Source organism: Leclercia barmai (assembly GCF_049312895.1).
In the GTDB taxonomy this organism is placed as follows: domain Bacteria; phylum Pseudomonadota; class Gammaproteobacteria; order Enterobacterales; family Enterobacteriaceae; genus Enterobacter; species Enterobacter barmai.
Genome location: NZ_JBMNWZ010000002.1, coordinates 152,691 through 179,048, shown reverse-complemented (window position 1 = coordinate 179,048; position 26,358 = coordinate 152,691). Strand labels below are relative to the sequence as shown.

The window sequence follows — 26,358 nt, the reverse complement described above, 5'->3', positions numbered from 1 at the left end:
TGCTGAGCAGGATTTTACTATAGCGATTGCTGCTGATTCTTAAGATAGTTATTGAACTAAGTAATATAAGGGATGAAACGATGTTGATGAAGATAAATACCGGACACCCCGCGTCCGCCGTGGACGAATTTCGGGCTGGTATTGCCGCCTGTCTGCCCACCATCGCGGGCTACTGGAGCATAGGCTTTGCCGCCGGGGCGATTGGCCCGCTCTCCGGGTTTACTACCGGGCAAATCGCGCTGCTGGCCAGTGCCCTCTACGCCGGTTCGGCGCAGTTTCTGTTTTACTCGTTGTGGGCCGCAGGGGCGGAAATGGCGTCGGTGGTGCTGAGCGTGCTGCTGGTGAACCTGCGCTACCTGCTGATGAGCTCCTCCATGAGCGTCTTTTTTCGTGACTACACCACCTTTCAGAAAGTGGTCAGCGGGCTGCTGCTGACCGACGAAACCTTTGGCGTGGCGGTGCAGCGCGCCAGTCCGCAGGGCAAAATCAGCTATCCCTGGATGCTGGGGCTGAATATCACCGCCTGGCTGAACTGGATTATCGCCTGTGTGGCCGGGGCCTGGCTGGCGACCGCGTTGCCAGCGTCGCTGATGGAGGGGCTGGGCTTCAGCCTTGTGTCGATGTTTATCGGCCTGATCCTGATGATGTGGTTTGCCAGCCGCAGAAAAATACTGGAAACCCTGAACATTGCCGTCGCGGTGGTCATCACGCTGCTGATGGCCGGGAGCACGTCGCTCAGTATGGTGGTGATTGTCGCCGCATCCCTTGCCGCCACCCTTGCGACGCTGCTGTTACGCGCCCGGAAAGGAAAATAAGATGGAACGAAATATTCTGCTGGCGATCCTCGCCTCTGCGTTGGTCACCGCCCTGATGCGCACCGTGCCGGTAATACTGCTCTCCCGCTTCCGCCTGCCTGAGGTACTACTGCAGTGGCTGAGCTTTATCCCCACCGCCATTATGGCCGCGCTGGTAGCCGGTGAACTGATGAGTAAACCCGCCATGACGGACTCCGGGATTAGCATTTCGCTGCTGGCAGCGGCCTTCGCTACCCTGGTGGGCATTATTACCCGAGGGCTATTTGCCACGGTGATTGCCGGGGTAGTGGCGTTCTGCGCGGCGGGGTATTTTTTGGCGTAATCTGCTGAAAAAATAAGGCCCAGTCGTTGGGCCTTTTGCTGAAAGAGATTTGGTCAGATGCGCTTTATACACGGCCAAAGGGTTCTTTCAGTTTTTTGCGAAGCAGGGCGGCTGAGGAGCGTTTTTTAACCGCAGACAGTTCAGTTTTGAGGTCGCGGATATAGGCCTCTGCGCTGATGCCGTGCGCTTTTAATTCAGCAGACGCTAATGCCTGAAATACTCTCTTTTCCCTTTCTCCGGGGGCAAGAAGCGTGGAATGTTCATGCTTATTGCAATACGACATAGCTGGCTCTCCCTTCTGTAACTCTCTTGTACGCATGGAAATTTCCCTGTATCAGTGGTCGCGGAATTCGCTTTGGCAACCCTGTTCGTGAATTGTAGCGCGGTACATTTTTTAACCCAAGCAGAATGTCATAGGTCTCTTCCAGGGAAGTGCGACGGTCTTTATCAACCACACCTCCTGAAGCCGCCTGGAAAACAAAACCACCAATGTTGAGTTTCTCCGCATGGGCGATTAACGCCAGGGAGACTGATTGCAAAACGACAGCGCTACCTAATCCTTTAAATTTAATATGGCGAAAATCAGCCAAACCGCCCATACCATCGAAAGTATCAAAACATACTTCTGCCATTCCGTTGATCGGGAATGGAATACCAGACGGCATTTCGTATCCGATTCGCGAAAACGTGACTTCATCCAGCAAACTACCCACAATTACAGTGTAAACCTCGTTCCCGGCAGCAAAGACGTAGCTGTGATGTATCCGACGATCGTAGAAAAACGTCTTCCGCCTCATGCCATAATCGTCAAGAAAAACCTCTTCTTCGATATGCACATATCGCTCCCTGCATGCAATGCCCACTCGCTTCCCTGGCCTGATTGCGTATGTGACGCAATGCGGTCACTTTATGACCATGATAAAAGGATGAAAAGCCATAACCCTGAATTTCATAGGCTTACTTTCAGCTTTGCGAGGCGTCTTCCAGAAAGGCCAGCCGGACGCGCTATGCGTGCCCGGCCTGCACATTTGGCAGTCTGGTGGTAGATTCAATACAGGCAGTCACTTAACAGGAGAAAAGCACATGTACGAACATCCGCTTCACCAGATCATCAAGGCGTGTGACAGGGCGATCTCGGCCAAAGATTTCGACGCGCTGATGGAGTATTACGCCGAGGACGCCGCGCTGGTGGTTAAGCCCGGAATGATCGTCAGAGGCAAAGACAATATCCGTAACGCCTTTATTTCCATCGCGGATTATTTTCAGGAGCAGCTCACCGTCAAGCAGGGCGAAATGCAGATCATCGAAGGCGGCGGTGACGCGCTGGTGATCATGGAAACCCAGCTGTTCTTCCCGGATGAACTGGGCGGCACGACTGAGATCACCCGTCGCGCGACCTATGTCTTCCGTCAGGAAAACGACCGCTGGCTGTGCACCATCGATAACTCTTACGGTACGTCTGTTTTAGATGTTGAGCCTGCAGAAACCGTCTGAAGCACGTTGTCTCCATCACCCGGGTAGTATCGCCGCTTAAGAAGGGATACTACTCCGCTTTTCTCTGCCCGCTCGGCACTCCCTCACGTCTTCGTATATGAAAATCACTCGCATTTGCGCACCGCGTCACGTTCCCGCATTTTCCCCTCTTTTTTGAGTTGTTCTTTTTTCAGGCTCATCTATTCTCAATTTCAGTATTCAGATATATCTAGATTAAAGACATATCAGAATGAGTCGTAAGCGCTGTTTTCCCCTACAGGCAGCGTCGCAGCAAAGCGAAGGGCAACGACAGAGTGCCCTGCAAACACAAAGCACTGAAAGAGAGAACACAACAATGCAACAGATCAACACGATGGTGCTGGAGCCGCCGTTCAACATTACCCGTGCCAGCCACGTGGTACTGAACGTGCGCGACCTGGCGGCCAGTAAACATTTCTACACCGAACTGATTGGCCTTGTGGTCAGCGACGAGGACGACAACACCGTCTGGCTGCGCGGGCTGGAGGAGCGGGGGCATCACAGCCTGGTGCTCTGCAAATCCACAGAACAGACCTGCGCCCGGCTGGGAATGCGGGTGCTGACGGAAGAGGATATCTTCAAAGCCGAAGCGTATTTCTTCCGCCAGGGGATCGCCTGCCAGCGCGTATCGCGGCCTTATCAGGGGGTGACCCTGCACGTCACCGACAGCAGCGGCATCCCGCTGGAACTGTGCGCCACCATGGATCCCTGCGAGCGGCTGTTCAAAGCCTATGATCGCTACCGCGGGGCCTGCGCCCAGCGGCTGGATCACTATCAGCTGCAAACCGACGATGTGCGTCGGGCGTGGTCGTTCTGGCAGCCGCTGGGATTTCGCGTCAGTGAATACACTTACTCCCAACTGGATGACGATCAAACCCAGCTGTGGGGCGTCTGGTTGCAGCGCAAAGGCAACCCGCACGATATCGTCTTTACCAGCGGTACCGGCCCGCGCCTGCACCACTTAGCCTACACGCTGCCGGACACCAACGACATGATCCGCGCCTGCGACGTGGCCGGGGCGCTGGGCTATGCGCCGCAGCTGGAGCGGGGCCCAGGCCGCCATGGCATCAGCGGGGCGCTGTTTGTCTACTTCCGCGACCCCGACGGGCACCGCATCGAGCTGTTCAACACCCACTACCAGCATATCGATCTCGAACCGGCCATCGGCTGGGATCTGGCTGACCCCGGTCGCGCCGACCAGTGGGGACTGCCCGCCCGGGATCGCTGGTTTCGTGAGGCGACGCCGTTCAGCGGCCTGACGCCGCGCGAACCGGAGATCAAGGTCGATCCCCCGACGCTGGAAAGGTTCCTTGCGATGGCAAACGACAGCTAACGTCGCCCGCCTGATACCCCCGTTCGATACAACAGGTTCGCTTCAGCAGAAGCCGAGCCCGGGTAGCCTCAACCTGGAGAAAGGACATGGCTGCGATTAACAGCACGAGTATCAGAATTTTTGTGGTTTACGCATTAGGGGTTATGGCCGCGATGACGGTCAGTGAAGCGGTGACGGAGCTGGGGGCGATTGCCCATGAGTTTGAACTCAAAGACCACGGTCATGTGGGGATCATCATGTCGTTGCCCTCGCTGATGGTGGCGCTCGGGGCGCTGATGGCCGGTTATCTGGTGGATCGCACCGGTGACCGGGCGGTACTTCTGACCGGCGCGCTAATTATCGTTATCGGCGATGTGCTGGTGATCGCCGCGCCGTCATGGGGACTGCTGCTGGCTGGCAGGGTGGTGACCGGGGTGGGATACGTGCTCACCGCCGTGGCGGCGGTCACGCTGCTGATCCGCATGACCACCGGCAAACAGCGCACCATGGTGATGGCGCTCTGGTCGACGTTTGTTCCGGCCAGCTTCCTGCTGCCGTTTATCTCGGCGGGCGTGGCGGAGTATTTCCACACCTGGCGGGCGGCATTTATTGGTCACTCGGTCCTGACGCTGGTGCTGGCCTTTCTTGCGCTGCTCTGTCTCGACCAGCGCACCGCCGAGCAAAAAGCGCAGTTCTCCCGTACCCGGGGACTGAGCACGGTGCTGAAAAGCCCGCTGCCGTACCTGCTGGGGATCTCGTTCGGCGCGGATGCCTTTATCCAGACCGGGATGATCTCCTCTCTGACGCCGTTTTTAGCCAAAACCTATGGCGTACCGGCGGTGCAGGTCGCCCACTGGAACGTCGGGGCGATGCTTGCCAACGCGGTGGGCTGCCTGATGGTCGGGGCACTGCTTAACCGTGGTATCCGAGCCACGATGGTGGCAGGCACCGGCATCGTGCTGGCGGCGGCATCAGCCCTGCTGATCTACCTGGTGCCGATTGGCTTTATCGCCTCCATTGCCGCCTCCTGGATCTTCATGTTCAGCAGCGGCCTGCTGGTGGGGATGTGGGCCCTGGCACCGGTGGTGGCGCCCTCGCGCGAAAGCACCGGGGCGACCAGCGGGCTGATCACCCAGATCACGCTGGTGGGGGTATTCCTCGGGCCGCCGCTGTTTATCGGTGCCCTGCATAGCGGCGATATCCCGCGGATGGCGTGGATGGTTGTCATCGGCCTGGCGGTATGCCTGGTGGCGATCCCCGTCTGGCTGCGCGGCCCGACGCACAAGCCAGGGGATCAGAACGTCGGGGATAACGCCGACACACAAAAACAGAACGACAAACTCGGCGCGGTTCGCTAGAGCACGTCCAATCCGAAAAAACAGAGGTCATTCATTATGTTAGACATAGCCATTATCGGCGCAGGCCCGGCAGGCCTTGCCACCGCGCTGCGCCTGCACCAGCAGGGGTTCCGTCCACGTCTGTATGAAGCGGTGCCTGAAATCAAACCGCTCGGCGTCGGGGTGGACATCAAACCTTATGCCGTGAAAGAGCTGACCGAGCTGGGGCTGTACGAGGCGTTTTGCGCCATCTCCGTCGAAGCGCATGAATCTATCTTTTACACCGGCCACGGCCAGCAGATCTTCGCTGAAAACTGCGGTCGCCATATGGGCTACGACCACGACCAGCGCTTTGTCCATCGCGGCCAGCTGCAGATGATGCTCTACAACGCGGTGCAGGCGCGTCTGGGGGAGGAGGCGATCACGCTCGGCTGTCGCTGCAGCCGCTTTGAACAGGATGAGTTCGGGGTGACGGTGTGGTTCGACAACAGCCTCAATTCCGCCGCGCCGACGCAAATCCGCGCCGACGTGGTGATTGGCGTCGACGGTATCCGCTCGGTGGTGCGCAGCCATCTTCTGCCGGAATCGGTGCGCACGCACTTCTCCGGCTTAACCCTCTACCGTGGCGTCACCGTGATGCCGCCGTTCAAAACCGGGGGCAGCATTCTGCACATCGGCGATCCCATCCGTCAGGGCACGCTGATCGTCTACCCCATTCAGAACAACGTCGACGGGCAGGGCAACCAGCTCGTGAACTGGGTTATCGAGCAGAACGAGAAACCCCAGAGTGAAGAGGACTGGAACCAGCACACCGGGGTGAAGGAGATAGAGCACGTGTTCGACGACTGCAAGCTCGATTTCCTCGACGTCAGCCAGATGATCGCCAGTGCCCGGGAGTGTTATCTGTTCCCGCTCATTGACCACGATCCGCTCCCGGCCTGGTCCTTCGGGCGCATTACCTTGCTCGGCGACGCCGCCCACGCCATGTATCCCCGGGGCGGCAACAGCGTCTGTCAGGCGTTTGTCGATGCCCGGGTGATTGCCGAGAAGCTGGCCGCCATCAGCGATCCGGTTGAAGCCCTGAAGGCCTACGAGCTGGAGCGCCGCGAGAAGGTGAACTGGCTGGTGCTGGCCTCGCGCGGGGAAGGGCCGGAAGTGGTGCGCCGCATCGTGGAGGAGCGCAGCGGCGGCAAACCGTTTGAGGATATCGAGACCATTTTCCCGTACGAGGAAGCGCTGTCGATCTTCAGCGAGTACCACGCGAAAGCGGGGATGAAGATCCCGACCGAACACGCGTCGGCGGGAGCCCGCAAGTACAAATCTGTATTTACAACAAGCAATTAATCAACACCAACAACATAACAGGATATAAAAATGAAAATTATTGATGCCAACATGCACTGGTTACCGGGCGATCTGTTCTCTGACCAGAAGCTGCTGAACGCCTTTCTGGACTGCGTGCCGAAGCAGTACGGTGTCCACACCCGCGTTGAGCAAATTGAGGGCAAGGATCTGCGTCAACTGATCATCGAACAGCCGAAAGGCTACGTGAACCTGAACTATGCCGAAGGGCAATACACCCTGGAAAGCCAGCTGGCAGATATGGAAAAGGCGGGCATCGACCACGCGATTTTCCGTCTGCCGGTGTGGCAGGAGTGGCTGGATCTGGAGACCTGTAAAAAGGTAAACGATCGCATGGCGGAGTATATCCGTCGCAGCGGCGGTAAAATGTCGGCGCTGGCGGTTGTTCCACCCTGGGGCACTGAAGAGTGCCTGCGCGAAGTGGATCGCTGCCTGAACCAGCTCGGCTTCCGCGGGGCGCAGATTGTGGCGCACTACGGGCAAATCTACCTCGACGATCCGGCGTTCCGTCCGTACCTGAAGTACCTTAACGATCTGAACGTGCCGGTGGTGGTTCACCATACGCCGCTGCCGGTGGATTACCATTCGGTACTGCCGTACACCAACCAGCGCCGCCAGTTTGGTCGCTGTGTCGACCAGGCCACCGCGGTGGGGCGTGAACTGTTCAGCGGCATGTTCGATGAACTGCCGAACCTGAAGTTTATCCACTCCATGCTGGGCGGCGCGTTCTATGCCTTTGCCGATATGCTGGTACCGCCGCAACACCAGTTTAACGATGCGGTAGATCGCTTCCAGACCGGCACCGGCAACCTGCGCGCGCAGTTGTCGAACAACATCTTCTTTGACACCTCCGGCGCGCCGCAATGGGGCAAAGCCCAGCTTGAGGCGGCGGTGAAGGTGATCGGCGGGAAAAACATTCTTTACGGCAGTTCTTACCCAATCCGTAAAGACTGGTTCTTCCAGGGGATCGACACCATTAACAGCCTGGATATTACCGAGGAGGACAAACGCAACATTCTCGGTGGCAACGCGATGCGGATGTTCGGCATTGAGTAGATTGCAAGCAGCATAAACAACGGGAGCCGCGTGCTCCCGTTTCTATTTGCTGATCGGTGTGACCAGGCCGACGCTGACGATGCCTTTATCCCAGATAATCTGGTGCAGGGAGGTCTGGATAATGCTGGTGATCGGTTTCGGGGTGAGCAGCGCCCAGCAGATGCCGCCTGGCCTGCGCACCGAACGGTAGGTCACGCCGGTCTCGCCCGCAACGCGCAGGCTGGCGCCAAACCGCTGCGGCTCGCTGTAGTCGGTGGGATGATACCAGGGGTGTGTGTCCGGCAGGCCGGTGATGTCGGCAAAGGCACATCCGCCCAGTTCGGTCTCCAGGCAGCGGTACTCGAAACGTTCGAATTTCAGCTCCGGCACGTTATGCCAGTAAAGATCGCAGTGGTAGACGATTTCGGCCAGCGCCGTCTCTTTGCTGTCGCCGAGGTAATAGACGCCATAATCGCCATTAGAGAAGCGGCTGCCGTCCGGGTTGACGTGGGTGAAGGCGGCCATCGCGTAATGCGCCCCGCGGATCCCCAGCACCCACTCCTTGCGCGGCAACAGACTGAGATTGCCCACTTCATCCGACAGACGCGGGTTGGTGAGCTTCTGGATCTCATACAGCACGTCGAACGCCTCGGGCGTGGCGACGTCTTCAAACACATAAATGGCAGGGTACTTTGTGTGCAACAGACGGTAGCCCCTGATGGGCACCACCGCGGTACGGGGAACGTCGGGATGGATCATCCGGCGAGGCCTCCGCGCAGCACATCCACCCGTTTTGCCACTTCGTGCAGGTTGCCGAACTCGCCGCCCTCAATGAGTGACAGCGGCGTGGCGCCGTTGAAGTACGCATTGTGGTTAGCCATGGTCATAAACCCGTACACGTTCTCGGGGTTGCTGAACACAATGCGCAGCGCCGAGTGCATGTTCAGCAGGTAGCTGATGCGGGTTAACTGATCGTGGCTGAGGGAGGCGGATTTGGTGTCGCCGTGACGATACTTGTACAGCGCCGCCCGGGAAAGCTGCAGGATGTTCTGCTGCTGCTCGAGGGTGCAGCCCCACTTATCGAGGATGTTCATCGCCGCCCGGATGGCGATCAGGTCGCGATCGCCGCGCGTGTCAGAGGCAGTATTCAGGTGCCTGGTCATGGAATGCTCCCGCTACGGGTAAGGTCATTACGTCTCAGTGTGGACTAAATGCTATTATTTGTCTACACGGAGACGCCATGATCCCGATGCGGGTTAGCTGCGCGTCCAGTCAAAGTGGAGGGTTTCCCGCACGGCCGCCTCTTCGAGATGGCGCGCCATAATGTGCTCCAGCTCGGTCAGCTTGTCGGATTGGGTGGCGATCACCGTCACCACCAGCGCGTTGTCGGTAAGCTGCATGCGCACTTCTCCGATGCTCATGCGGAACTGGCCGCTGGTGTCATCTGCGATCACCGGCGTGCGGTGCTGGAAGTGGCTGCACATCCGGCGCAAGAAACGGGCGGCATTCGGGGTGGTTAAGGTCACCACGCTTTGCAGCGCATTGTCCGGAACCGGCGGGTCGGTCAGCAGGGTTTCCAGTTGCGTGGCGGCGGAGTGGATAATGGCCGCCATCTGCGTGAGCGTCTCATCGCCCACCGGCTCCCGCTTGATGCGCAGGCTGAGGGCGTTTTTCAGATGGGTCATCGCCGCCACCAGCACTTCCGGCGACTCGCCTTTGCCCCGGGCGGGTTTACGCGCCATCAGCTTGTCAATCACTCCCTGGTTGGCGGTCAGAAACGCCTGACCTTCCGGGGTGATGGCGTAGCGTTTGCGGCCCCCTTTCTCCAGCTCAATATGGGCGTAGCTGCGATCGTAGAGCCAGGTGAGGGCCGGGTAGATCACCCCCGGACTGGGTTTGTACAGACCTTCAAAATGGGTTTTGATTTCATGGATCAACTCATAACCGTGGCTGGGCTGCCGGGCGATCATTGCCAGCAGCAGTAACCGCAGCTCGCCATAATCAAAGACCCGGCCACGGCGGCCCGCTTTGCTGCCGGTGGACGACTCAGCTTCATTGACCCGCTCTGCCTCCCGGGTGGATGCGGATCCTTTCGAATCGGTGGTCAATTGTGTTCCTCCATGTTATCTCTGCGCGATATCGGATGGGTGTCGCGTATCTAAACACCAGACTATCTGAGAGTACAATATATCGGAATCTTATGCCCGGCTGTTGCGGTATAAACAAGCACTTAGCCTGGCAAAACCGCGACGAAATCACACTGGATAAGCATATTGCCCTCAAATGTCCCCGGCAGGGTGTGGCGGGCCGGGCGTGTTTCTGGATCCGGGAACAGCGCTTCCCAGTGACGGTTCACCACCGTACGCTGGTTTTTATCCGCCATCCACAGGGTGATTTTGATGATGTCATCCGCGCTGCCGCCGGCGGCGGTCACCAGGGTGAGGATATGCCTGAACATCAGGGCACACTGCGCGTCGAGATCCTCAGGCACCTGCCGGGTCAGCGGGTCGCGGCCATAAATCACGCCGGAGTAGAGCATATTGTCGATCCGGCAGACCGCCGGGACGGGGTTGGCGTGGGGGAAATCGTCAATATAGATACTTTCGCGTCGGGCCATTCTCGTTACCTCATATAAGGGGGCGCGCAGCTGCCGCCCCATCAGGATTAATATTCGTATTCCGGCATGATCTTGCCGAAGTGATAAACCATGCGCAGGCGCTCGGCGTGGTAGTCGCCGGTCACTTTGTTCGGCGTATCGACGTAATCCAGCTCCAGCTCAAGGTGCAGGCGGTCGGTGACGTTGTAGCCGAGGATCATAAACCCGGCATTGACGTCTTTCGCCGGGAGTGGGTAACGAATGCCGGGGGAGTTTTCCAGCTCCAGCCGTGTGTAGCCGAGCACCACCAGCGCGGCATCGTTGTGGAAGCTGTAGCGCGCTACCCAGGCGTTGCCCGGCTGGTTGGCGGTGATCATCGAGGCCAGCGGCTGGCCGATGTCCAGCGGGGAGGTGTCATAGATGCCATAGCTGTAAGGGGCGAAGAATGCGCCGTTCAGGAACGCACCGTCTTTTTCAGGAATGTGCGTCCCGGAGAGATAAAAACTGTGGTTGCGAGAGCGCACGCCCAGTTTTGCCGCATACAGGTTGGTGTCGATGTTGTGATAGGGGGCGACCTGGTCGTCGGCGTCCCACTCGCGGGCATACTGCACGCCCCATAACGGCGTCCAGGAGCCAACGCGCAGAGCGGACACCGGCAGCTCCAGCCCGCCATAGGCCAGGCGAACGCGCTTGTCGAAGTCGTAATACCAGGCTTCGGCCCGGGCGTTATAGAGCTTGCCGTAGCGTAAGCCGAACGAGGAAAAGCCGTTGGTGTCAGTGGAGGGGATATTGGTTTCGTCCACTTCCGGCGCACCGGCGTCGCCTTTGCCAAAAGTGTCAGAGCTGTAGGGCTTAAAGCGGAATATCTGCCAGGCGTTGAGTTTAAAATTCTCATCCCCGGTCAGGGCCCAGGTACCGCCGACCCCCTCGTACAGCGCCGGGATCATGGTTCTTCCCACCCCTTCGTTAGCAAAGGGGGTATCCAGACCGATGCGGCCGCCGCGCAGATCGAAACCGTAATCGTGATAGCGCAAATACGCTTTGCCCAGCACATTGACGCTCTGGTCCGGGACATAGCGCTCGGTTTTTTCAGGGTCGTTGTCGTTAATGCCCAGATCGAAAGCCGAATACGCCCCGAGCCCGACGCTGAAGCCATAAAAATCGGCACTGCGATATTGCAGATCGCCCCCGGCGGAAAAGGTATTTTTATTTTCGACGGTGCCGTCGAACTCTTTAAAGAACGCCATACTTTTCAGCTCGCCAAATAACTCCCCCTGATACAGCCAGTCGCTGAAGGAGTTGACTGCTGCCGGAGGGGGATTTTCCGTGGCGGCCAACGCCGTGCCGGAAAATAGCGCCAGGGGGAATAGGGCGCAAGCCGCTACCCTGGATGTGATATTCACTTCCATTGCCAGATAACCTCGCTGAGGTGAGTGTAGGGTTAACAGGGTTATTTTTTTATATAAGGTGTTTCTCCACGGGGTTTATTCCGCTTCTGTGTACTGCTGAAATGCCTGTAATAATGCCTGGCCATAATCATTGCCATTCGGGGTGCGCATAATGGTGTGAATATGAAAACGCGCAGGCGCTTCGTTGGTTAACCACATTCCGCTGTGATGGTCGAACTCCAGTAAAATGACCGGGCTCTGGATGCGGTAATAAAAGACATCGTCATCGCCACAGCTGCCAATCCAGCACCACCAGGTCTGATCCAGATAGCGCAAAACCTGCGCCATGCGCGCCTGACGCGGGCCCTCGGGGAGAATATGGATAAACGCCGCCACCGTATCGAGCAACAGCTGGCGCTGCACCGGGCTCATCTCAGCCGCGCAAATGCCCTCGCAGGGGATGATGCGATTATCCTGAAACGCACCGGCCAGATGGCGCTGATCGGCAAAGTTAAAGCGCTCCGGCGGCATGGCGGGATCTTCCATTAAGGTATACACCGTGGCGCGTTGTTGCTGCACCGGCGTTAACGCCTGCATTAATGTCAGCCCCCGGCGCTCCTCTTCGGTAAATAAGATGGCGTCGTGCTCGTTGCCCCGGTCGATAATATTGGGTTCAACGCCCATAAAAGTGGGAGAAATAACCAGCTGCCTGCCGATAATAAAACAGCAAAACGCCACGTGATGACCGTAAATATTCCAGCCCCAGGGTCTGGTTTCTGAGGGTTCGCCAAAAATCATAAAGTGGAAACTCCAGCGATTCATAATATTGGTCAGATCGTAGAGTTCGCCTAAAAAATGGTTGGCATCCATCAGGTGATTGATTTTTTCAAAGCCCGAGGGGCTGGTGCAGCTACGTAACAGACGGCGAAATGCCTCCCGGGTGGCAACGGAAGTTTGCTCAAGGCGCACGCCAAAATCGTTAAACGGGATCTCGGGGTTATACCAGGCGCGCCACTGCTGGGCATCCACCGGCTGGCACACCCGCTGATGATGCTCATCTGAGAGCGTTGCCAGCAGCGCCCGGGCGGCGTTAACCGCGCAGGTGTTGTCGAAACCCTCATCCTGCAGGTGAAACAGATCCGGCTGCGGCTTGCCGTGGGTAGTGATGCCGCGAAAGGCCTCATCCAGCAGCGTCTGCCACTCGCGCTGTAAGTTCTGCGCTTTTTCCGTGGCCAGCATTCGCTGTGCATACTCTGCCGGGGTAACGCCGCGCGCGGCGGCGATGCGCGGAGAGTCGGCGGGCAGAAGGTAATCACGAAAGTTCATGGCATCACCTCCTGTGCGCAATCGGCGATGACCGGGTTTTCGATGAATCCCAGGCCGTCGATCTCCAGGCGCATCACGTCCCCGACCTGTAAAAAACGACCGGTTGGGGCGCCGATCCCGGACGGCGTGCCGGTGGCGAGAATATCTCCCGGCTCAAGGGTCATCACCGTCGAGAGGTATTCGATCTGCTGATAAAGGGTGTGGATCATGTCGCTGGTACGCCAGTGCTGGCGACGCTCGCCGTTAACATACAGCGACATCTGCAGATCCTGCGGGTCGGCTATCTCATCGGCAGTCGTCAGCCACGGGCCGATGGGGCCGTGCGTATCGAACGACTTGCCCAGCGTAAAGGTTGGGGATTTTTGCAGCCAGTCGCGGGCCGAGACGTCGTTGACAATCAGATACCCGGCGATCACGTCTGCGGCATCGGCTGCTTTTACATGGCGGCAGCGCTGGCCAATTACGACCCCAAGCTCGATTTCGTAATCCACTTTGTCGCTGACGGCCGGTTTCACCACCCCGGCAAAGGGGCCGGTAATGCAGGAGACCTGCTTGTTAAACCACAGCTGGCTCTCCGGGATGGGGATGCCCGCCTGACGGGCCTCTTCGGCATGCTGGCGATAGTTCATGCCAATGCCGAGAAACTTCTGCGGGTCAGCGATGGGGGCTTCCAGCGTCACGCCGGAGAGGGCAAACATCGGGCCGGTGGCGGCCTGCAGGGCGGGGAGCCAGTCGCGATAGTGGTTGAGCAGACGGCGCATCGAGTGGTTATCCCCGGTGATGGCCGAGAGATCGACGATGCGATCCCCCTCGATTTTGCCAATCCGCGTGCGGCCCTGTTCGGTAAAGCGAGCAAGTTTCATGTTGAGTTCCTGATTATCAGTGGCTGAGTGGCGTCAGTTGCGACAGTAAAATGCGCCAGCATCCCTGGTGATGGCGAAACACCAGGGTTGAAAATCCCTCCCGCACCAGCAGCTCCCCACTCTTCAGCGAGCGCACCGTATTGCGGGTAAAGCCGGTCAGAATGGCGATATCGCCGTCGATGCGCACCGCAGGTTCTTCGCGGTCGATGGCGACAAAGCCACCCATCAGGCGTACATGTTCCAGAAGCTGTGCTTTGGTATGCACCATCCCGGTGCTGTGGATGTGGATCAGCGCGTCGTCAAGTAATGCAGACAGCGTGGGGATATCGGCGGCAACCAGCGCCTGCTGACGCTGCACCTCCAGCTGCAGGAGCCGGGCTTTGATGTTGCTCATATCAGATCAGCCCGTCGTAGGAACCGCCGTCCAGCTGCAGATTCTGACCAGAGATAAATCCGGCCTGACGGCTGGCGAGAAAGGCGCAGGCTGCACCGAACTCCTCCGGCAGACCATAACGTTTTGCGGCGATGTTCTGCGTGTTGCGCGCCCGGGCGGTGGCGCGATCGAGCCCTTCCTGCGCCATGAGCCGTTGCAGCATGAACTCCTGGCGCGGGGTGTCGATGCGCTCCGGCAGCAGGTTGTTAATGGTGACGTTATCGGCGGCTACCTCCCGGCTGATGGCTTTGCACATCGCCGTTAACGCGGTGCGCGCCGAGGTGGAGAGCCCCATCATGTAGTGCGGTGATTTCACCATCGCCGAGGTGATATTAATGATGCGGCCGAACCCGCGGGTGCGCATGCCCGGAAGCCAGGCGCGGATCAGCTGCACTGCCGGGACAAAATTGGCCCGCATCGCCGCCAGAAGGGCGATCTCATCCCACTCCTCCAGCGCGCCCGGTGCCGGACCGGCATTGTTGGTCACCAGAATATCCACCTGCGGCAGCAGGGAGAGGATCTTCTCCCGGCCGTCCGGGCGGGTAAGATCCGCGGCGATCGCATTGATATCGCACCGGGGAAACTGCTGGCGCAGCATCTGTACCGTCTCCTGCAGTTTGTCGGCATAGCGGCCATTGAGGGTGATATTCACCCCTTCGGCGGCCAGCGCGCTGGCACAGGCCAGCCCCAGCCCCTGTGAGGAGGCACAGATAAACGCCTGCTTCCCGTTGATGCCCAGATCCATAAGCCACTCCGTTTCGACAGTTAAGTTATCTATAGAGATATATCTGAATTAAAGATATGTCTAATTGATGAGCGGCAGATTTGCAAAACTCCGGCCTGGCTCACAGAAGGGCAGGGAGATCGACAGACAGAGGCAACCGATCCGGGCGAAACGCCGGATAGGTTGCGAAGGTGGCGGGAAATTACAGGGAGCGGATCTGTTTTGAGCGCAGGGTCAGACGAACGGGCACCGATTTATACGACGGCGTACCGCTCTCTTTATCCAGATAATTCAGGGGTACCAGCACGTTAGCTTCCGGGTAATAGGCGGCAACCGTGCCCGGCGCAATGCTATAGGCCACCACGGTGATGTCATCCAGCCGCTGCTGAGCGTCTGCAAGGGCAGTGTGGATATCCACCCGATCGCCATGCTCCAGCCCCAGCCGCTGCATGTCCTCTTCGTTCATAAACAGCACGTCGCGACGGCCAAACACGCCGCGATAGCGGTCATCCAGGGCATAAATGGTGGTGTTGTACTGGTCGTGGCTGCGTAAGGTGACCAAGCGCAGCACGCTCTCGCCTTCGCCCGGGCTGTTCTCCGCCACGCCATCAAACAGCGAGAACATCGCTTTGCCGCTGGCGGTGGGCCAGACGCGCTCTGTCGGCGGGAGCGGCATGCGGAATCCGCCGGGAACCCGAATACGCGCGTTGAAGTTCTCAAAGCCGGGCAGGGTTTGCTCAATGTATTCCCGGATGCGGTCGTAATCTTCTACCAGACCCCGCCAGTCGGTTTTACTGTCTGGCAGGGTGGCATGCGCGAGCCCGGCGACAATGGCCGGTTCCGAGCGCAGCCACGGGGAGGCGGGTTTCAGCTTGCCGCTGGAGGCATGTACCATCGACATGGAATCTTCGACGGTAATTGACTGCTGGCCGCTCTGCTGCATATCGAGTTCCGTGCGACCGAGGCAGGGGAGCAGATAGGTCTCTTTGCCGACCAGCAGGTGAGTGCGGTTCAGCTTGGTGGCGATATAGACATTCAGATCGAGGCTTTTCAGCGCCGGAAAGGCGTTGTCGTGATCGGGCATCGCCACCGCGAAGTTGCCCCCAAGGCAGAGGAGCGCTTTTGCCTGGCCGTCGATCATCGCCTGGGCGGCCTGCACCGCGTCATGGCCGTGGGCGGCTGGCGGGGTAAAGCCAAACACCGTGCCCAGCCGATCCAGAAACGCTGGGGTCGGCTTTTCGGTGATCCCTACCGTGCGGTTACCCTGTACGTTGGAGTGGCCGCGCAGCGGGCAGATGCCCGCTCCGGGCTTGCCAAAATTACCGCGCAGCAGGAGGAGATCGGCAATCAGGCGCACATTGGCAGTGCCCTTGTTGTGCTGGGTGATCCCCATTCCGTAGGTAATGATGGCGGCGCTGGATTTCGCGTAGATCTGCGCCACACTCTCCAGATCGGCGCGCTTCAGGCCGGATTCACGCTCTATGGCCTCCCAGCTGGTGGCGGTGATATCGGCGGCAAAATCGGCAAACCCCTGGGTATGGGCGGCGATAAAGTCGTGATCCAGCGCGTCCAGCACCAGCAGATGTTTAGCGATGCCTTTTAAGGCGGCGGCGTCGCCCCCGGCTTTCACCTGGTAGTAAGTTGAGGCGATATCGGTAGCGCTGTAAGTCGCCATCTCCCGCACGCTCTGCGGATCGGCGAAACGTTCCAGAGCCGTTTCGCGCAGCGGGTTAAAGACGATAATCGGCACGCCCCGGCGGGCCAGTTCGTGCAGGGTGCCCATCATTCGCGGATGGTTGGTGCCGGGGTTATGACCGATGGAGATCACCAGGTCGGTGTGGTCAAAATCCTCCAGCGAGACGGTGCCTTTGCCGATGCCGATGGAGCGGGGCAGGCCGACGCTGGTGGCCTGGTGGCACATATTGGAGCAGTCGGGGAAATTATTGGTGCCCAGTTCGCGGGCAAACAGCTGATACAGGAAAGCGGCTTCGTTCGAGGCGCGTCCGGAGGTGTAAAACTCCACCTGCTCCGGCGCCAGGCTGCGCAGCACCTCACCGATACGGGTAAAGGCCTCGTCCCACTCCACCGGGCGGAAAGTGTCGCTCTGCGGATCGTACTTCATGGGATGAGTCAGACGGCCATAGCCTTCCAGCTCAAAATCGCTTTTCGCCCACAGGTTGCTGACGGTGTGCTCTGCGAAAAATTCCGGCGTGACGCGTTTTGTGGTGGCTTCCCAGGTCACCGCTTTGGCGCCGTTTTCGCAGAACTGGAAGGTGGATTTGTGTTCTTTGTCGGGCCAGGCGCAGCCCGGGCAGTCAAAGCCGTCTGGCTGGTTGGTGCGCAGCAGCGTGGCGGGCGCGTCGAAGGCGTCCATCTGCGTGCGCACGGCAATCGCCGTGGCTTTTAAGGCTCCCCAGCCGCCCGCCGGACCGGCGTAGTGGTGAATACCGGGAACCGCTCGTCTGTTGTTACTCATCTGCACTCCTGTTAAAGCGGGTTGCTTATCATGGCGATCATTGCCGCCAGCCGCGGCGATGCCTCATCTGAGTGTGGATTGACGCGCTATCTGAGATACAGATAATTTTCATATTAATTACAAATTATTCACAGTTCAGCTCACAAATCCATCATCAGATCCGTGTGGGGCGTTGTCAATGGTTGTATATACATGTTCTGTCATATGGCGTTGCGTAGTACAGGCAGGGTGTCTGACGGTCATGAATCATCCATTGAGAGAGGAAACTATGTCGTCTTTTTCGTCTTCAGAAGAGCAGTCAAAGCAAAGCGGGGCGCGGATATCGGAAACCCGCTCCATCGATTACATCCCGGATAATGAACGTCACGGCCACCCCTTCAGTCAGTTTACGTTGTGGTTTGGCGGCAATCTGCAGATCACCGCGATTGTGACCGGCGCGCTGGCAGTGGTGCTGGGTGGCGACGTGGTGTGGTCGATCGTTGGCCTGCTGGTGGGTCAGGTGTTGGGCGCCGTGGTGATGTCGTTTCACGCCCTGCAGGGGCCGCGCCTCGGCCTGCCACAGATGATCATCAGCCGCGCCCAGTTTGGCGTGCTGGGGGCCGTCATCCCGCTGGTACTGGTGTGTGTGATGTACGTTGGCTTCTCCGCCAGCGGTACGGTGCTGGCCGGACAGGCAATGGCCAGGCTGCTGTCGGTGTCGAACGTGGCCGGGATGATCCTCTTCAGCGCAATTATTATCGTGATTGCGGTGCTGGGGTATCGGGTGATCCACAAACTCGGAAAGGTGGCGAGCGTGGTGGGGGTGCTGGCATTCGTCTACCTGTTTATCGCTTTGCTGATGTCCAGCGATCTGAGCGCTGTCGCGCAAAACAACCACTTCTCGATGCCGATGTTCCTGCTGGCGGTGTCGCTCTCTTCCTCGTGGCAGATCGCGTTTTGCCCGTATGTGTCGGACTACTCCCGCTATCTGCCGCGTGATGTTTCCGGGATGAAAACCTTCCTGTCCGTCTTCAGCGGCACGGTGCTCGGCACCCAGGCCTCGATGACCCTCGGGGTGATCACCGCGGCAATCGCTGGCAGCGCCTTTAAGGGCCATGAGGTGAGCTACATCGTCGGGCTGGGTAAAAGCGAGGCGATGGCGATGGTGATCTACTTTGCGATCTGCTTCGGTAAAATCACCTTTACCACCCTGAACGCCTACGGCAGCTTTATGTCGCTGACCACCATCGTGTCGGGCTTTCGCAACCAGACCACCCTGAGCCAGAAGAGCCGCATCACTTTCGTGGTGCTGATGGTGACGATTTCCTGCGTGATTGCGCTGCTCAGCGAACCCGCGTTCCTGAAACACTTCACCCATTTCCTGCTGTTCCTGCTGGCGTTCTTTGTACCCTGGAGCGCCATCAGCCTGACCGATTACTTTATTATTTCCCGCAAAGCGGTGGATATCCCGGCGCTGTTTGATGCCCAGGGGCGCTACGGACACTGGAATCTGTTTGCGATCAGCGTCTATGCCGTTGGGGTGTTAATCCAGCTGCCGTTTATTGAGAACCCGCTCTATCACGGTTCGCTGACCTGGATTTTTGCCGACAACGATGTCTCGTGGGTGATTGGCTGGTTCTGCACGGCGGCGCTGTACTATGGCTTGCGACGCTTTGACCGTCGGGTACTGCCGCAAGAGACGATCTATCCGGCGTCGGGAAGGTAAAGAAATTACCGTTCACCCCAAGCTGCGTAGGGCAGGGGTGAACTGCCTGAGCAGAGGTCAGATATTCATATGCTCCTCGGATAATGACTGGTAATAGGCCGATTTCAGCAAGGCATTTTTGAGCACTGCTTTGTCCTGATGTTCAAAAAAGGCAAAGTTGATTTTACCTGCAAGTGAAAGGCCGGTATTGCGCATCATGAAATAGGAATCATCACCGGAGCCCATTTTCGGCGCAGTGTAATTGAGAAGCATATCATTACCCTGCAGATCGAATTTCTCGCTGCTACCAAAAATATGCTGGTAAATTGCGCGCAGGAGGATCCCCAGATGTTCATTGTTTGGATGGCTAATGGTGGAGTAGCTGTCAGTATTTTCACTAACGAGACGGAAATAATCCTCTGAATAATCGAAGCAAACATTCCCTTTCTGGAACAACGTCTTATATTTTTTAGCGTCTTCTTCCAGCATGGCTAACTGTCTGGTGCTGGAGAGCTGAACGTGATGATAGCGGGAAACGGCGTCACGATGATTGTGGCCGGTCAGATAGAGATGTAAGAAACGAAAATCGACATACACCATCAGGTCCGGGATCGGTAAATCGTAATAACCTAACTGTGGGGTCGACACACGCGATTCCAGCGTCGGGAGCATCGTGAGATCAAAATATTGACTCATCGACGCTGTTGATAAAGTTCCCCATCTCTTTGAATGATACTGCATGAAAATGACATCGCATTCCTCGAGTTCATGGTAAAAATTCAGTAGATGCTCTTTTTCATTAAGCTTGTAGATAGGGGTATTAAAAACATAAGTAAACTTATCTTGATGAAGTGCGGGATAATTTTTAATGAGGTCACCCAATACTTCCAGCTGACAGTTACCAACCAGCGCGAGTTTCATTTTGCTCTCCATTTGCAGGGACAACGTCGCTAACGAACTCCAAATGTTATCCTGGGGCATACCTTAGCAATCAATGAATTAATAGCTGCTTTAGCAGCCTTTTCAGTAGCTCGGCTTTTTATGCTGTAGACCACCCTCGCGTTAAGAGGGTGTCTGCAATGTCAGGTGAGATTGAAAGCAAAACCTTCGTCGGCCCAGCCGGTCATGCCGCCAATCATAATTTTTACCGGGCGGCCCATCTGGGCCAGCTTCAGCGCGGCCCGATCGGCACCGTTGCAGTGCGGCCCGGCACAATAGACAACGAATAACGTGTCGGCTGGCCACTCCGCCATTCTTTGTGGGTTCATATCCCGATGCCGCAGATGCAGCGCCCCCGGAATATGGCGGCGGGCGAACGCCTCCGGGCTACCCACCACATGCAGCAGCACAAAATCGACATCACCCGCTTTGAACGCGGTGTGGACATCGTCGCAGTCTGTTTCCACACTCAGTCGCTGTAAAAAATGGTTCGCCGCCGTCTCTGCTGGCGCAGCAGGATAATCAGTCACATAGCTCATAAACACCTCCATAATTGAGCCTTTACTCTACGGCTGAGCAGCAGTTTTGACAGCTGGCAGAAATGCCAGATAACATCAAGATCATGACAAAAAGCATTGAGTGCGGTGATGAATAATCCTCTGGTGGTTGCGCTGGCCTATGACGGGCTCTGTACGTTTGAATTCGGCATTGCCGTTGAGATTTTTGCCCTTGCCCGCCCTGAGATGGGTGATAACTGGTATCGCTTTGCGGTAGCGGGCGTTGAGCCGGGGGAGCTGCGCGCAACGGGCGGCTTCAGGCTGGTGGTCGACGGCGGGCTGGAGCTGCTGAGTGAGGCCGGAACCATCATCGTTCCCGGCTGGCGGGGGGCGGATGTCCCGGTGCCCGCCGCGCTGTGCGAACAGCTTGTCGCGGCGCACCGTCGAGGCGCCAGGATCCTGTCGATTTGTTCCGGGGTATTTGTGCTGGCCGCCGCAGGATTACTCGATAACCGCCAGGCCACCACCCACTGGCGATACACCGACCTGCTGCAGCAGCGTTATCCCGCCATTCAGGTAATGCCTGACGTGCTGTATATCGATAACGGAGACGTGCTGACGTCCGCCGGTAGTGCGGCAGGCATCGATCTCTGCCTGCACCTGGTGCGCCGGGATTACGGCAGTGTCGCGGCCAACCGCGTGGCGCGTCGGCTGGTGGTGTCGCCACATCGCGATGGCGGCCAGGCCCAGTTTATTCAGCAGGCGGTCCCTGTTGCCTACGAAGGCCATCGCCTTGGCGCGCTGTTTGACTACCTGCACGCCAGGCTCGCGGAACCCCATACCGTCGGGTCGCTGGCGAAATTTGTCGGGATGAGCCCGAGAACCTTTTTGCGCCGCTTTGCCGCGACAACCGGTAAAACGCCCGCCCAGTGGTTGCTCCACACCCGCCTGAGCCGCAGCCAGGATCTGCTGGAGAACAGCAGGTTGTCGATAGAACGGATTGCGGAGGAGGTAGGATTTGGCAGCGTGGCGACGATGCGCCATCACTACAGAAACCAGCTGTCGACGACGCCTGCGGCGTACAGGAAAGGCTTTGCTGAGCCAGCGGGATAAGTACGAAAAACGGGCAGAATGTTATATAAGGTATGGTTGGGTAGATAGCACTTATATTCCTCTGAACGCGTTGGATATATCACTTTTATTCTCGCTTTATTCTGTTTTTTAAAACAGACAACCGTGGTTAATCAGAATATATCGCAGCCTTTTTGCGATCCGAATAACACTTTTCAGAGAATAATCATTAAAACAAAACCTCTGCCATGTGAAATTTGTAAAGCTAACTTTTTGTATATAAAGTGTAACCTTCGATAAGGAAGCGGTATAAAAAATCAATCAAAAAGAAATGTAAGGTGAAGGGTAATGAAATTAATCATACAAATTCCCTGCTTTAATGAAGCTGAAACACTTGCAATTGCTTTGAATGCCCTGCCCAGACAGGTTGCCGGTTTCGACACGGTTGAATGGCTGATTATTGATGATGGCAGTACCGACGATACCGTTAACGTGGCCAGACAAAACGGCGTTGATCATATCGTTAAGCATGCAGGTAATAAAGGACTGGCTAAAGCCTTTATGACCGGTCTGGACGCATGTCTTAATTTGAATGCTGATGTCATTGTCAATACGGATGCTGACAATCAATACAGCGCTGATGATATACCGCTTCTTGTCGCGCCTATCCTCGAACACCGCGCAGAAATGGTTATCGGTGAGCGACCCATCACTACCATCGAACATTTTTCTCCCATAAAAAAATACCTGCAGAAACTCGGAAGCTGGGTTGTCCGGGTGGCAAGTAACACCAATATTCCCGATGCGCCAAGCGGTTTCAGAGCTATGTCGCGCGAGACCGCGCAAAAATTAATGGTCTTTAACGACTACACCTATACATTAGAAACCATTATTCAGGCGGGTCAAAAAAACATTACCATCACTTCAGTATCAGTACGTGTCAACGAAGATTTGCGGCCTTCACGCCTGGTAAAAAGTATTTCGTCCTATATCAAAAGAAGTATTATTACCATTGTCCGTATTTTTGTTATTTATCGCCCATTCCGCTTTTTTGGCACAATAGGCACCGTGCTGTTTACGGCCGGGTTCTTATTAGGCCTTCGTTTCCTTTATAAATACCTGACCGGCGACGGTGATGGTTATGTTCAGTCATTAATCCTGGCATCGATACTGATGGGAATGGGGTTTCAGACCATCCTTGTCGCGTTTGTGACGGATCTTTTATCCGCCAACAGAAAGCTGCTTGAAGATCTGCGTTTTAAGGTCGCTCAACGGGAGACCAGCCCGAGAAATAAATCTGATAATAATGACTAAGAACAAAAACAGAAGAGGTAATTATGGGTTTTAAAGTATCGGGTGGAAAGTCAGAAGACGGCGTTGTTTTCGGAAACGCTTTCGACAAATACGGCTCTAAAAATCCCATTGTAAAATGGATGATGAAGGGTTTTGACTCCTCTCTTGAAAACTTCGTTACCCTCGCTAATCCACAAACAATTCATGAGGTTGGCTGCGGCGAAGGTTTTTGGGTCAACAAATGGAACGGGCAGGGATTACAGGCTGTCGGCAGCGATTTTTCTTATGATGTTATCTCTTTAGCGCGAGAGAATGCGGCAAGCGCGGGGCTTATACCCGATGTGTTTAACGCTAAGAGTATATACGATCTCAGGCCTGAAACCGACAGCGCGGATCTCATTGTCTGCTGTGAGGTTATGGAGCATCTTGAGGATCCAGACCGCGCGATGAAGGTTTTACAAAGTCTGGTTAAACACTATCTCATTGTCAGCGTGCCACGTGAACCGGTGTGGTGCGCGCTCAATATGGCCCGTGGAAAGTACTTAAAAGACTTTGGTAATACGCCGGGCCATATACAACACTGGTCAAAAAATGCCTTTATCAAGTTCACTGGCCGGTATTTCAAGGTGCTGGAAGTCTCTTCTCCTTTCCCCTGGACCATGCTGCTGTGCGTGCCGTATGACAAAAAGTAATTTACGCAAGGCGCTCAATTATGCTGGTAGCATTATTGCCCTGTTGAGTGTCCTCTTTGTTGCGCACAGGATCCACGCATACTGGGCGCAGGTTCCGGATAACACCTTTACGGTAAAGTTGCTGTTGTTAATTCTGCTGCTGGCATGTGTTTACGGTGCAGCGAACATTATACTTGCCTCAGCGTGGCGGGTGCTGATGACTGAGCTTGAGCAGGCTATCAGCGCCCGGGTTGCAACCAGGATATACGGCCTGACGCAGCTGGCGAAATATGTACCGGGTAATATCTTTCAGTTTGCCGGCAGGCAGTTTATGGCGATGTCATATGGCTTTTCCGGAAAAGCGATAGCCAAAAGCGCATTTTTGGAATTACTGCTGCTGGTTCTGACCGGTGCCGGGTTTGTTCTGTGGATGTTGCCCTTGTTGTACCCGGCATTAACCATTGTTTATGGCCTGTCGCTCTTTGTGATTACCGCGCTGTTGTTTGCATGGAGCCTTAAATGGCGAGGTCAGGGGGGGTTAATCAGGGTGGTAGCCAGGTACTTTTTATTCCTGCTTATCTCAGGCACCGTATTCCTGTGCGTATTGTATTCGATTGTCGATAGCTGGACACTAACTCCCGCAATGGTATTTCCGCTTATTGGAGCCTATGTCATCGCGTGGCTTGCAGGGCTTGTCACACCGGGTTCGCCCGCTGGGGTGGGTATCAGAGAATTTTTGTTGATTCTGTTGTTGAAGCCTTTCTTTGCTGAGATTGATATCGTCATGGCGGTAATTATAAGTCGAATTACGACGGTAGTTGGCGATTGCTTCTTTTATTTATACTCTCTCACTCTGAGATGACTGTTATGATTAAACAAAAACTCAGCGTTGTTTTAATTGTTATTGCTCTTTGTTTGTTTTATCTGATGCTGGGCATCGGTTATTCACAATCCTATAATCCAGGTTTTTTCCCAGATGAGTTTGCTCATATGGGATACATTGTTGATGTGCTGAAAAATAACTTTCCCGATTACAGGGAAGGCCTTATTTTCTCGAGTAACAAACTAAACTATCTGAATCATCCTGCACTCTATTATGTGATTGTGGGCGAGCTGGCCAAGCTGTTGGATTTGCAGGATGCTTTTGCAAATGTAGGCCGTTACGTAAACATGCTTATTTCGGTTATCATAATTGCATTAACATGTCGAATGTTATATCAGACGACCAAATCCAGCCTCGCGACTTTTCTGGGGGGAGCTTTTTTATTAGTTATCCCTATGTTTGTGCTATTAGGAAGTGCGGTCAGTAACGATCAGATCAATACGCTTGGCTGTACTCTGGTTATCTACGGACTGTTAGGGTTAATGGAAATTGACAAAGAAAAGAAGCCCTTAACATCGTGGATACTTTGTATATGTGCAGGCGGTATTATCGCCTCACTCACAAAAGCCACCGGTTCGCTGGCAATCGTGTGCATGCTGGTGAGCGTTGCGATTTTCAATTTTTCCCGAGTGATACAGCTTGTAAAGAATCTGTCTGTAAAACAATGGCTAATCATTGTCGCCTCGGTCGCGATTGTGGTTGTCTATTTTATTAGCGTGCATAAAATTTATGGTGGGTTTTATCCTGCGCCTCAGGGCACGCCTGCGACGTGGTTTTTTGTTGAAAACCCCGATGCGAAACGGCTGGCGTTTTCAGATTTTGTTGGCAATTTTCTCAACGGGAATTTAGTAACTTTGACTATTCCCTATGGGCATATTTATATTGCAGACAGTGAAAGCAGAATCGTCGTCGTTAAAGCTATCTTGATTGTGTTAACTGTGATGGCTGGATATGTATCAATCAAAAAATCCTCCAAAAAGGAAAGTTACTTTGTTATCACATCCTCTTTGATTGTGGCATTTTTCATTTTCTTCATCATATACCTGTTCACCATCAGAGACATGCATCTAAAAACAGGCTACACGGGTGCAATGCAGGCCAGATATTTCTTTGGTTTTTTACCCGTTTGTTCTTTAGTCATAGCAAAGGTGATCGCGTACCTGCGTAGTAAGATCATAAAAGGCGTGGTTGCTGTGTTGATGGTAACGGGTTTAATCACGGCGACTTACCCTGCGACAGTAAAATTTTTAGACCTCCGCATGTGGCAGTCCGTGACGATTGTTGAGCAACCTCTGTTTAATACCAGCTATGGCTATCTTACCAATGGGCGTCGGTTTGAACAGTCGATCATGGCCGAGACGAATTCTCTCAGAGGGGTCGAGTTGATGCTGGCAACCTTTGCGCGGCAAAACCATGGCCCGCTAACCTTTGCGCTGCTGGATAATTCAGGAAAGGTTATCGCAAGCCAGGTCGTCAAAATGGAAACGCTCAAAGACAATGCCTACGCGTGGTTTGATTTAGATGGGGTGAAGATCACCCACAATCAGCAATATGTATTGCGCCTGACCTGTGATGAGTGTACGCCAGATAATGCCGTCAGCTGGTGGGCCATAAAACAGGAATTTGAAGCCCCGATCTTTTTACTTAACAGATTTGGGCCGGGTGCCGGTGACAAATATCCGAAAGGCACAGCTTACGTAGATGGTGTGAAAGTGGGCGGGGCGTACTCATTCCGACTTTACTACCAGTAAGTTTCCCCGCAATAAAAAATCCACGCAAGCGCGTGGATTTTTATATTTAAAGAGCCACAGCGTGCGGC

The 26,358-nt window shown here is 55.6% G+C and carries 26 protein-coding genes; 13 read left to right on the top strand and 13 right to left on the bottom strand.

All coding sequences use genetic code 11. The features are described 5' to 3' along the window. Window positions 1-80 precede the first annotated feature (80 nt). A complete protein-coding gene (locus ACOYA6_RS09180) occupies window positions 81-815 on the top strand; it encodes an AzlC family ABC transporter permease (RefSeq protein ID WP_422654575.1) in 735 nt (244 codons plus the stop codon). A 1-nt stretch (window position 816) separates the two neighbouring features. Beyond that, window positions 817-1,137: an AzlD domain-containing protein gene (locus ACOYA6_RS09175; RefSeq protein WP_422654574.1), complete on the top strand. Its 321-nt coding sequence runs from the start codon at window positions 817-819 to the stop codon at window positions 1,135-1,137. A 266-nt stretch (window positions 1,138-1,403) separates the two neighbouring features. On the opposite strand, the gene ACOYA6_RS09170 is transcribed toward ACOYA6_RS09175, so the two are convergent. Further along, window positions 1,404-1,973 (bottom strand): hypothetical protein, encoded by a 570-nt coding sequence (locus tag ACOYA6_RS09170; protein WP_039030910.1) that lies wholly within the window; start codon window positions 1,971-1,973, stop codon window positions 1,404-1,406. 247 nt (window positions 1,974-2,220) lie between these two features. On the opposite strand from ACOYA6_RS09170, the gene ACOYA6_RS09165 reads away from it, so the two are divergent. The 5 genes from ACOYA6_RS09165 (at window position 2,221) to ACOYA6_RS09145 (ending at window position 7,716) form a co-directional block, all read left to right on the top strand. Next, on the top strand, window positions 2,221-2,631 hold the full coding sequence (locus ACOYA6_RS09165) for a YybH family protein (protein WP_223073905.1): 411 nt from the start codon (window positions 2,221-2,223) through the stop codon (window positions 2,629-2,631). A gap of 334 nt (window positions 2,632-2,965) precedes the next feature. Further along, a complete protein-coding gene (hpaD, locus tag ACOYA6_RS09160; RefSeq protein ID WP_422654573.1) occupies window positions 2,966-3,982 on the top strand; it encodes a 3,4-dihydroxyphenylacetate 2,3-dioxygenase in 1,017 nt (338 codons plus the stop codon). 86 nt (window positions 3,983-4,068) lie between these two features. Further along, complete coding sequence (locus tag ACOYA6_RS09155) at window positions 4,069-5,319, top strand: MFS transporter (protein WP_422654572.1); 1,251 nt, start codon at window positions 4,069-4,071, stop codon at window positions 5,317-5,319. Between the two features lie 36 nt (window positions 5,320-5,355). Continuing rightward, window positions 5,356-6,642, top strand: a complete 1,287-nt coding sequence (locus tag ACOYA6_RS09150; protein WP_422654571.1) for an FAD-dependent monooxygenase — start codon at window positions 5,356-5,358, stop codon at window positions 6,640-6,642. Between the two features lie 30 nt (window positions 6,643-6,672). Beyond that, the gene (locus ACOYA6_RS09145) at window positions 6,673-7,716 is read left to right on the top strand and encodes an amidohydrolase family protein (RefSeq protein ID WP_422654570.1); all 1,044 of its coding nucleotides are present in this window, start codon (window positions 6,673-6,675) and stop codon (window positions 7,714-7,716) included. A 42-nt stretch (window positions 7,717-7,758) separates the two neighbouring features. Here the strand turns inward: ACOYA6_RS09145 and ACOYA6_RS09140 are convergent, their stop codons facing one another. The 10 genes from ACOYA6_RS09140 to ACOYA6_RS09095 all read right to left on the bottom strand — a co-directional run bounded on the left by ACOYA6_RS09140 (window position 7,759) and on the right by ACOYA6_RS09095 (window position 17,501). Beyond that, window positions 7,759-8,454 (bottom strand): RES family NAD+ phosphorylase, encoded by a 696-nt coding sequence (locus ACOYA6_RS09140; protein ID WP_422654569.1) that lies wholly within the window; start codon window positions 8,452-8,454, stop codon window positions 7,759-7,761. Beyond that, complete coding sequence (locus tag ACOYA6_RS09135) at window positions 8,451-8,858, bottom strand: MbcA/ParS/Xre antitoxin family protein (protein ID WP_422654568.1); 408 nt, start codon at window positions 8,856-8,858, stop codon at window positions 8,451-8,453. Before ACOYA6_RS09135 ends, ACOYA6_RS09140 begins: the two co-directional genes overlap by 4 nt. A 93-nt stretch (window positions 8,859-8,951) precedes the next feature. Then, window positions 8,952-9,803, bottom strand: coding sequence for a DUF2218 domain-containing protein (locus tag ACOYA6_RS09130; protein WP_422654567.1), 852 nt, complete (start codon window positions 9,801-9,803; stop codon window positions 8,952-8,954). Between the two features lie 122 nt (window positions 9,804-9,925). Next, window positions 9,926-10,312, bottom strand: a complete 387-nt coding sequence (locus ACOYA6_RS09125) for a RidA family protein (RefSeq protein ID WP_422654566.1) — start codon at window positions 10,310-10,312, stop codon at window positions 9,926-9,928. Window positions 10,313-10,359: 47 nt separating this feature from the next. Beyond that, window positions 10,360-11,700 (bottom strand): hypothetical protein, encoded by a 1,341-nt coding sequence (locus tag ACOYA6_RS09120; protein ID WP_422654565.1) that lies wholly within the window; start codon window positions 11,698-11,700, stop codon window positions 10,360-10,362. A gap of 75 nt (window positions 11,701-11,775) precedes the next feature. Beyond that, entirely contained in the window at window positions 11,776-13,005 is a 1,230-nt protein-coding gene (locus tag ACOYA6_RS09115; protein ID WP_422654564.1) for a DUF3500 domain-containing protein, read from the bottom strand. Next, window positions 13,002-13,868: a fumarylacetoacetate hydrolase family protein gene (locus ACOYA6_RS09110; protein WP_422654563.1), complete on the bottom strand. Its 867-nt coding sequence runs from the start codon at window positions 13,866-13,868 to the stop codon at window positions 13,002-13,004. The genes ACOYA6_RS09115 and ACOYA6_RS09110 overlap by 4 nt, the downstream gene beginning before the upstream one ends. Window positions 13,869-13,884: 16 nt before the next feature. Beyond that, on the bottom strand, window positions 13,885-14,262 hold the full coding sequence (locus ACOYA6_RS09105) for a nuclear transport factor 2 family protein (protein WP_422654562.1): 378 nt from the start codon (window positions 14,260-14,262) through the stop codon (window positions 13,885-13,887). A gap of 1 nt (window position 14,263) precedes the next feature. Continuing rightward, window positions 14,264-15,046 carry an SDR family oxidoreductase gene (locus ACOYA6_RS09100; RefSeq protein ID WP_422654561.1) on the bottom strand — a complete coding sequence of 261 codons (783 nt, stop codon included), beginning with the start codon at window positions 15,044-15,046 and terminating at the stop codon, window positions 14,264-14,266. Window positions 15,047-15,227: 181 nt separating this feature from the next. Beyond that, window positions 15,228-17,501 carry an FdhF/YdeP family oxidoreductase gene (locus tag ACOYA6_RS09095; RefSeq protein WP_422654560.1) on the bottom strand — a complete coding sequence of 758 codons (2,274 nt, stop codon included), beginning with the start codon at window positions 17,499-17,501 and terminating at the stop codon, window positions 15,228-15,230. Between the two features lie 319 nt (window positions 17,502-17,820). Between ACOYA6_RS09095 and ACOYA6_RS09090 the strand changes: the two genes are divergently transcribed. Next, window positions 17,821-19,206, top strand: a complete 1,386-nt coding sequence (locus ACOYA6_RS09090) for a purine-cytosine permease family protein (RefSeq protein WP_039030908.1) — start codon at window positions 17,821-17,823, stop codon at window positions 19,204-19,206. Window positions 19,207-19,263: 57 nt separating this feature from the next. Here the strand turns inward: ACOYA6_RS09090 and ACOYA6_RS09085 are convergent, their stop codons facing one another. Beyond that, window positions 19,264-20,106 (bottom strand): WcbI family polysaccharide biosynthesis putative acetyltransferase, encoded by an 843-nt coding sequence (locus tag ACOYA6_RS09085; protein ID WP_039030730.1) that lies wholly within the window; start codon window positions 20,104-20,106, stop codon window positions 19,264-19,266. A 161-nt stretch (window positions 20,107-20,267) separates the two neighbouring features. Then, window positions 20,268-20,663: a rhodanese-like domain-containing protein gene (locus ACOYA6_RS09080; RefSeq protein ID WP_138369288.1), complete on the bottom strand. Its 396-nt coding sequence runs from the start codon at window positions 20,661-20,663 to the stop codon at window positions 20,268-20,270. A gap of 108 nt (window positions 20,664-20,771) precedes the next feature. On the opposite strand from ACOYA6_RS09080, the gene ftrA reads away from it, so the two are divergent. The 5 genes from ftrA to ACOYA6_RS09055 all read left to right on the top strand — a co-directional run bounded on the left by ftrA (window position 20,772) and on the right by ACOYA6_RS09055 (window position 26,290). After that, window positions 20,772-21,734 (top strand): transcriptional regulator FtrA, encoded by a 963-nt coding sequence (gene ftrA, locus ACOYA6_RS09075; protein ID WP_139565355.1) that lies wholly within the window; start codon window positions 20,772-20,774, stop codon window positions 21,732-21,734. Between the two features lie 306 nt (window positions 21,735-22,040). Then, on the top strand, window positions 22,041-23,006 hold the full coding sequence (locus ACOYA6_RS09070) for a glycosyltransferase family 2 protein (protein ID WP_138369286.1): 966 nt from the start codon (window positions 22,041-22,043) through the stop codon (window positions 23,004-23,006). 23 nt (window positions 23,007-23,029) lie between these two features. Then, entirely contained in the window at window positions 23,030-23,677 is a 648-nt protein-coding gene (locus tag ACOYA6_RS09065) for a class I SAM-dependent methyltransferase (RefSeq protein ID WP_138369285.1), read from the top strand. Next, window positions 23,664-24,518, top strand: coding sequence for a hypothetical protein (locus ACOYA6_RS09060; protein ID WP_138369284.1), 855 nt, complete (start codon window positions 23,664-23,666; stop codon window positions 24,516-24,518). Before ACOYA6_RS09065 ends, ACOYA6_RS09060 begins: the two co-directional genes overlap by 14 nt. Before the next feature lie 5 nt (window positions 24,519-24,523). Then, a complete protein-coding gene (locus ACOYA6_RS09055) occupies window positions 24,524-26,290 on the top strand; it encodes a hypothetical protein (protein WP_422654559.1) in 1,767 nt (588 codons plus the stop codon). Window positions 26,291-26,358 lie beyond the last annotated feature (68 nt).

Coding starts and splice junctions, on each gene's coding strand:
- ACOYA6_RS09180 (WP_422654575.1), top strand. CDS start 81: ATGTTGATGAAGATAAATACCGGACACCCCGCGTCCGCCGTGGACGAA.
- ACOYA6_RS09175 (WP_422654574.1), top strand. CDS start 817: ATGGAACGAAATATTCTGCTGGCGATCCTCGCCTCTGCGTTGGTCACC.
- ACOYA6_RS09165 (WP_223073905.1), top strand. CDS start 2,221: ATGTACGAACATCCGCTTCACCAGATCATCAAGGCGTGTGACAGGGCG.
- hpaD (WP_422654573.1), top strand. CDS start 2,966: ATGCAACAGATCAACACGATGGTGCTGGAGCCGCCGTTCAACATTACC.
- ACOYA6_RS09155 (WP_422654572.1), top strand. CDS start 4,069: ATGGCTGCGATTAACAGCACGAGTATCAGAATTTTTGTGGTTTACGCA.
- ACOYA6_RS09150 (WP_422654571.1), top strand. CDS start 5,356: ATGTTAGACATAGCCATTATCGGCGCAGGCCCGGCAGGCCTTGCCACC.
- ACOYA6_RS09145 (WP_422654570.1), top strand. CDS start 6,673: ATGAAAATTATTGATGCCAACATGCACTGGTTACCGGGCGATCTGTTC.
- ACOYA6_RS09140 (WP_422654569.1), bottom strand. CDS start 8,454: ATGATCCATCCCGACGTTCCCCGTACCGCGGTGGTGCCCATCAGGGGC.
- ACOYA6_RS09135 (WP_422654568.1), bottom strand. CDS start 8,858: ATGACCAGGCACCTGAATACTGCCTCTGACACGCGCGGCGATCGCGAC.
- ACOYA6_RS09125 (WP_422654566.1), bottom strand. CDS start 10,312: ATGGCCCGACGCGAAAGTATCTATATTGACGATTTCCCCCACGCCAAC.
- ACOYA6_RS09120 (WP_422654565.1), bottom strand. CDS start 11,700: ATGGAAGTGAATATCACATCCAGGGTAGCGGCTTGCGCCCTATTCCCC.
- ACOYA6_RS09115 (WP_422654564.1), bottom strand. CDS start 13,005: ATGAACTTTCGTGATTACCTTCTGCCCGCCGACTCTCCGCGCATCGCC.
- ACOYA6_RS09110 (WP_422654563.1), bottom strand. CDS start 13,868: ATGAAACTTGCTCGCTTTACCGAACAGGGCCGCACGCGGATTGGCAAA.
- ACOYA6_RS09105 (WP_422654562.1), bottom strand. CDS start 14,262: ATGAGCAACATCAAAGCCCGGCTCCTGCAGCTGGAGGTGCAGCGTCAG.
- ACOYA6_RS09100 (WP_422654561.1), bottom strand. CDS start 15,046: ATGGATCTGGGCATCAACGGGAAGCAGGCGTTTATCTGTGCCTCCTCA.
- ACOYA6_RS09095 (WP_422654560.1), bottom strand. CDS start 17,501: ATGAGTAACAACAGACGAGCGGTTCCCGGTATTCACCACTACGCCGGT.
- ACOYA6_RS09085 (WP_039030730.1), bottom strand. CDS start 20,106: ATGAAACTCGCGCTGGTTGGTAACTGTCAGCTGGAAGTATTGGGTGAC.
- ACOYA6_RS09080 (WP_138369288.1), bottom strand. CDS start 20,663: ATGAGCTATGTGACTGATTATCCTGCTGCGCCAGCAGAGACGGCGGCG.
- ftrA (WP_139565355.1), top strand. CDS start 20,772: ATGAATAATCCTCTGGTGGTTGCGCTGGCCTATGACGGGCTCTGTACG.
- ACOYA6_RS09070 (WP_138369286.1), top strand. CDS start 22,041: ATGAAATTAATCATACAAATTCCCTGCTTTAATGAAGCTGAAACACTT.
- ACOYA6_RS09065 (WP_138369285.1), top strand. CDS start 23,030: ATGGGTTTTAAAGTATCGGGTGGAAAGTCAGAAGACGGCGTTGTTTTC.
- ACOYA6_RS09060 (WP_138369284.1), top strand. CDS start 23,664: ATGACAAAAAGTAATTTACGCAAGGCGCTCAATTATGCTGGTAGCATT.
- ACOYA6_RS09055 (WP_422654559.1), top strand. CDS start 24,524: ATGATTAAACAAAAACTCAGCGTTGTTTTAATTGTTATTGCTCTTTGT.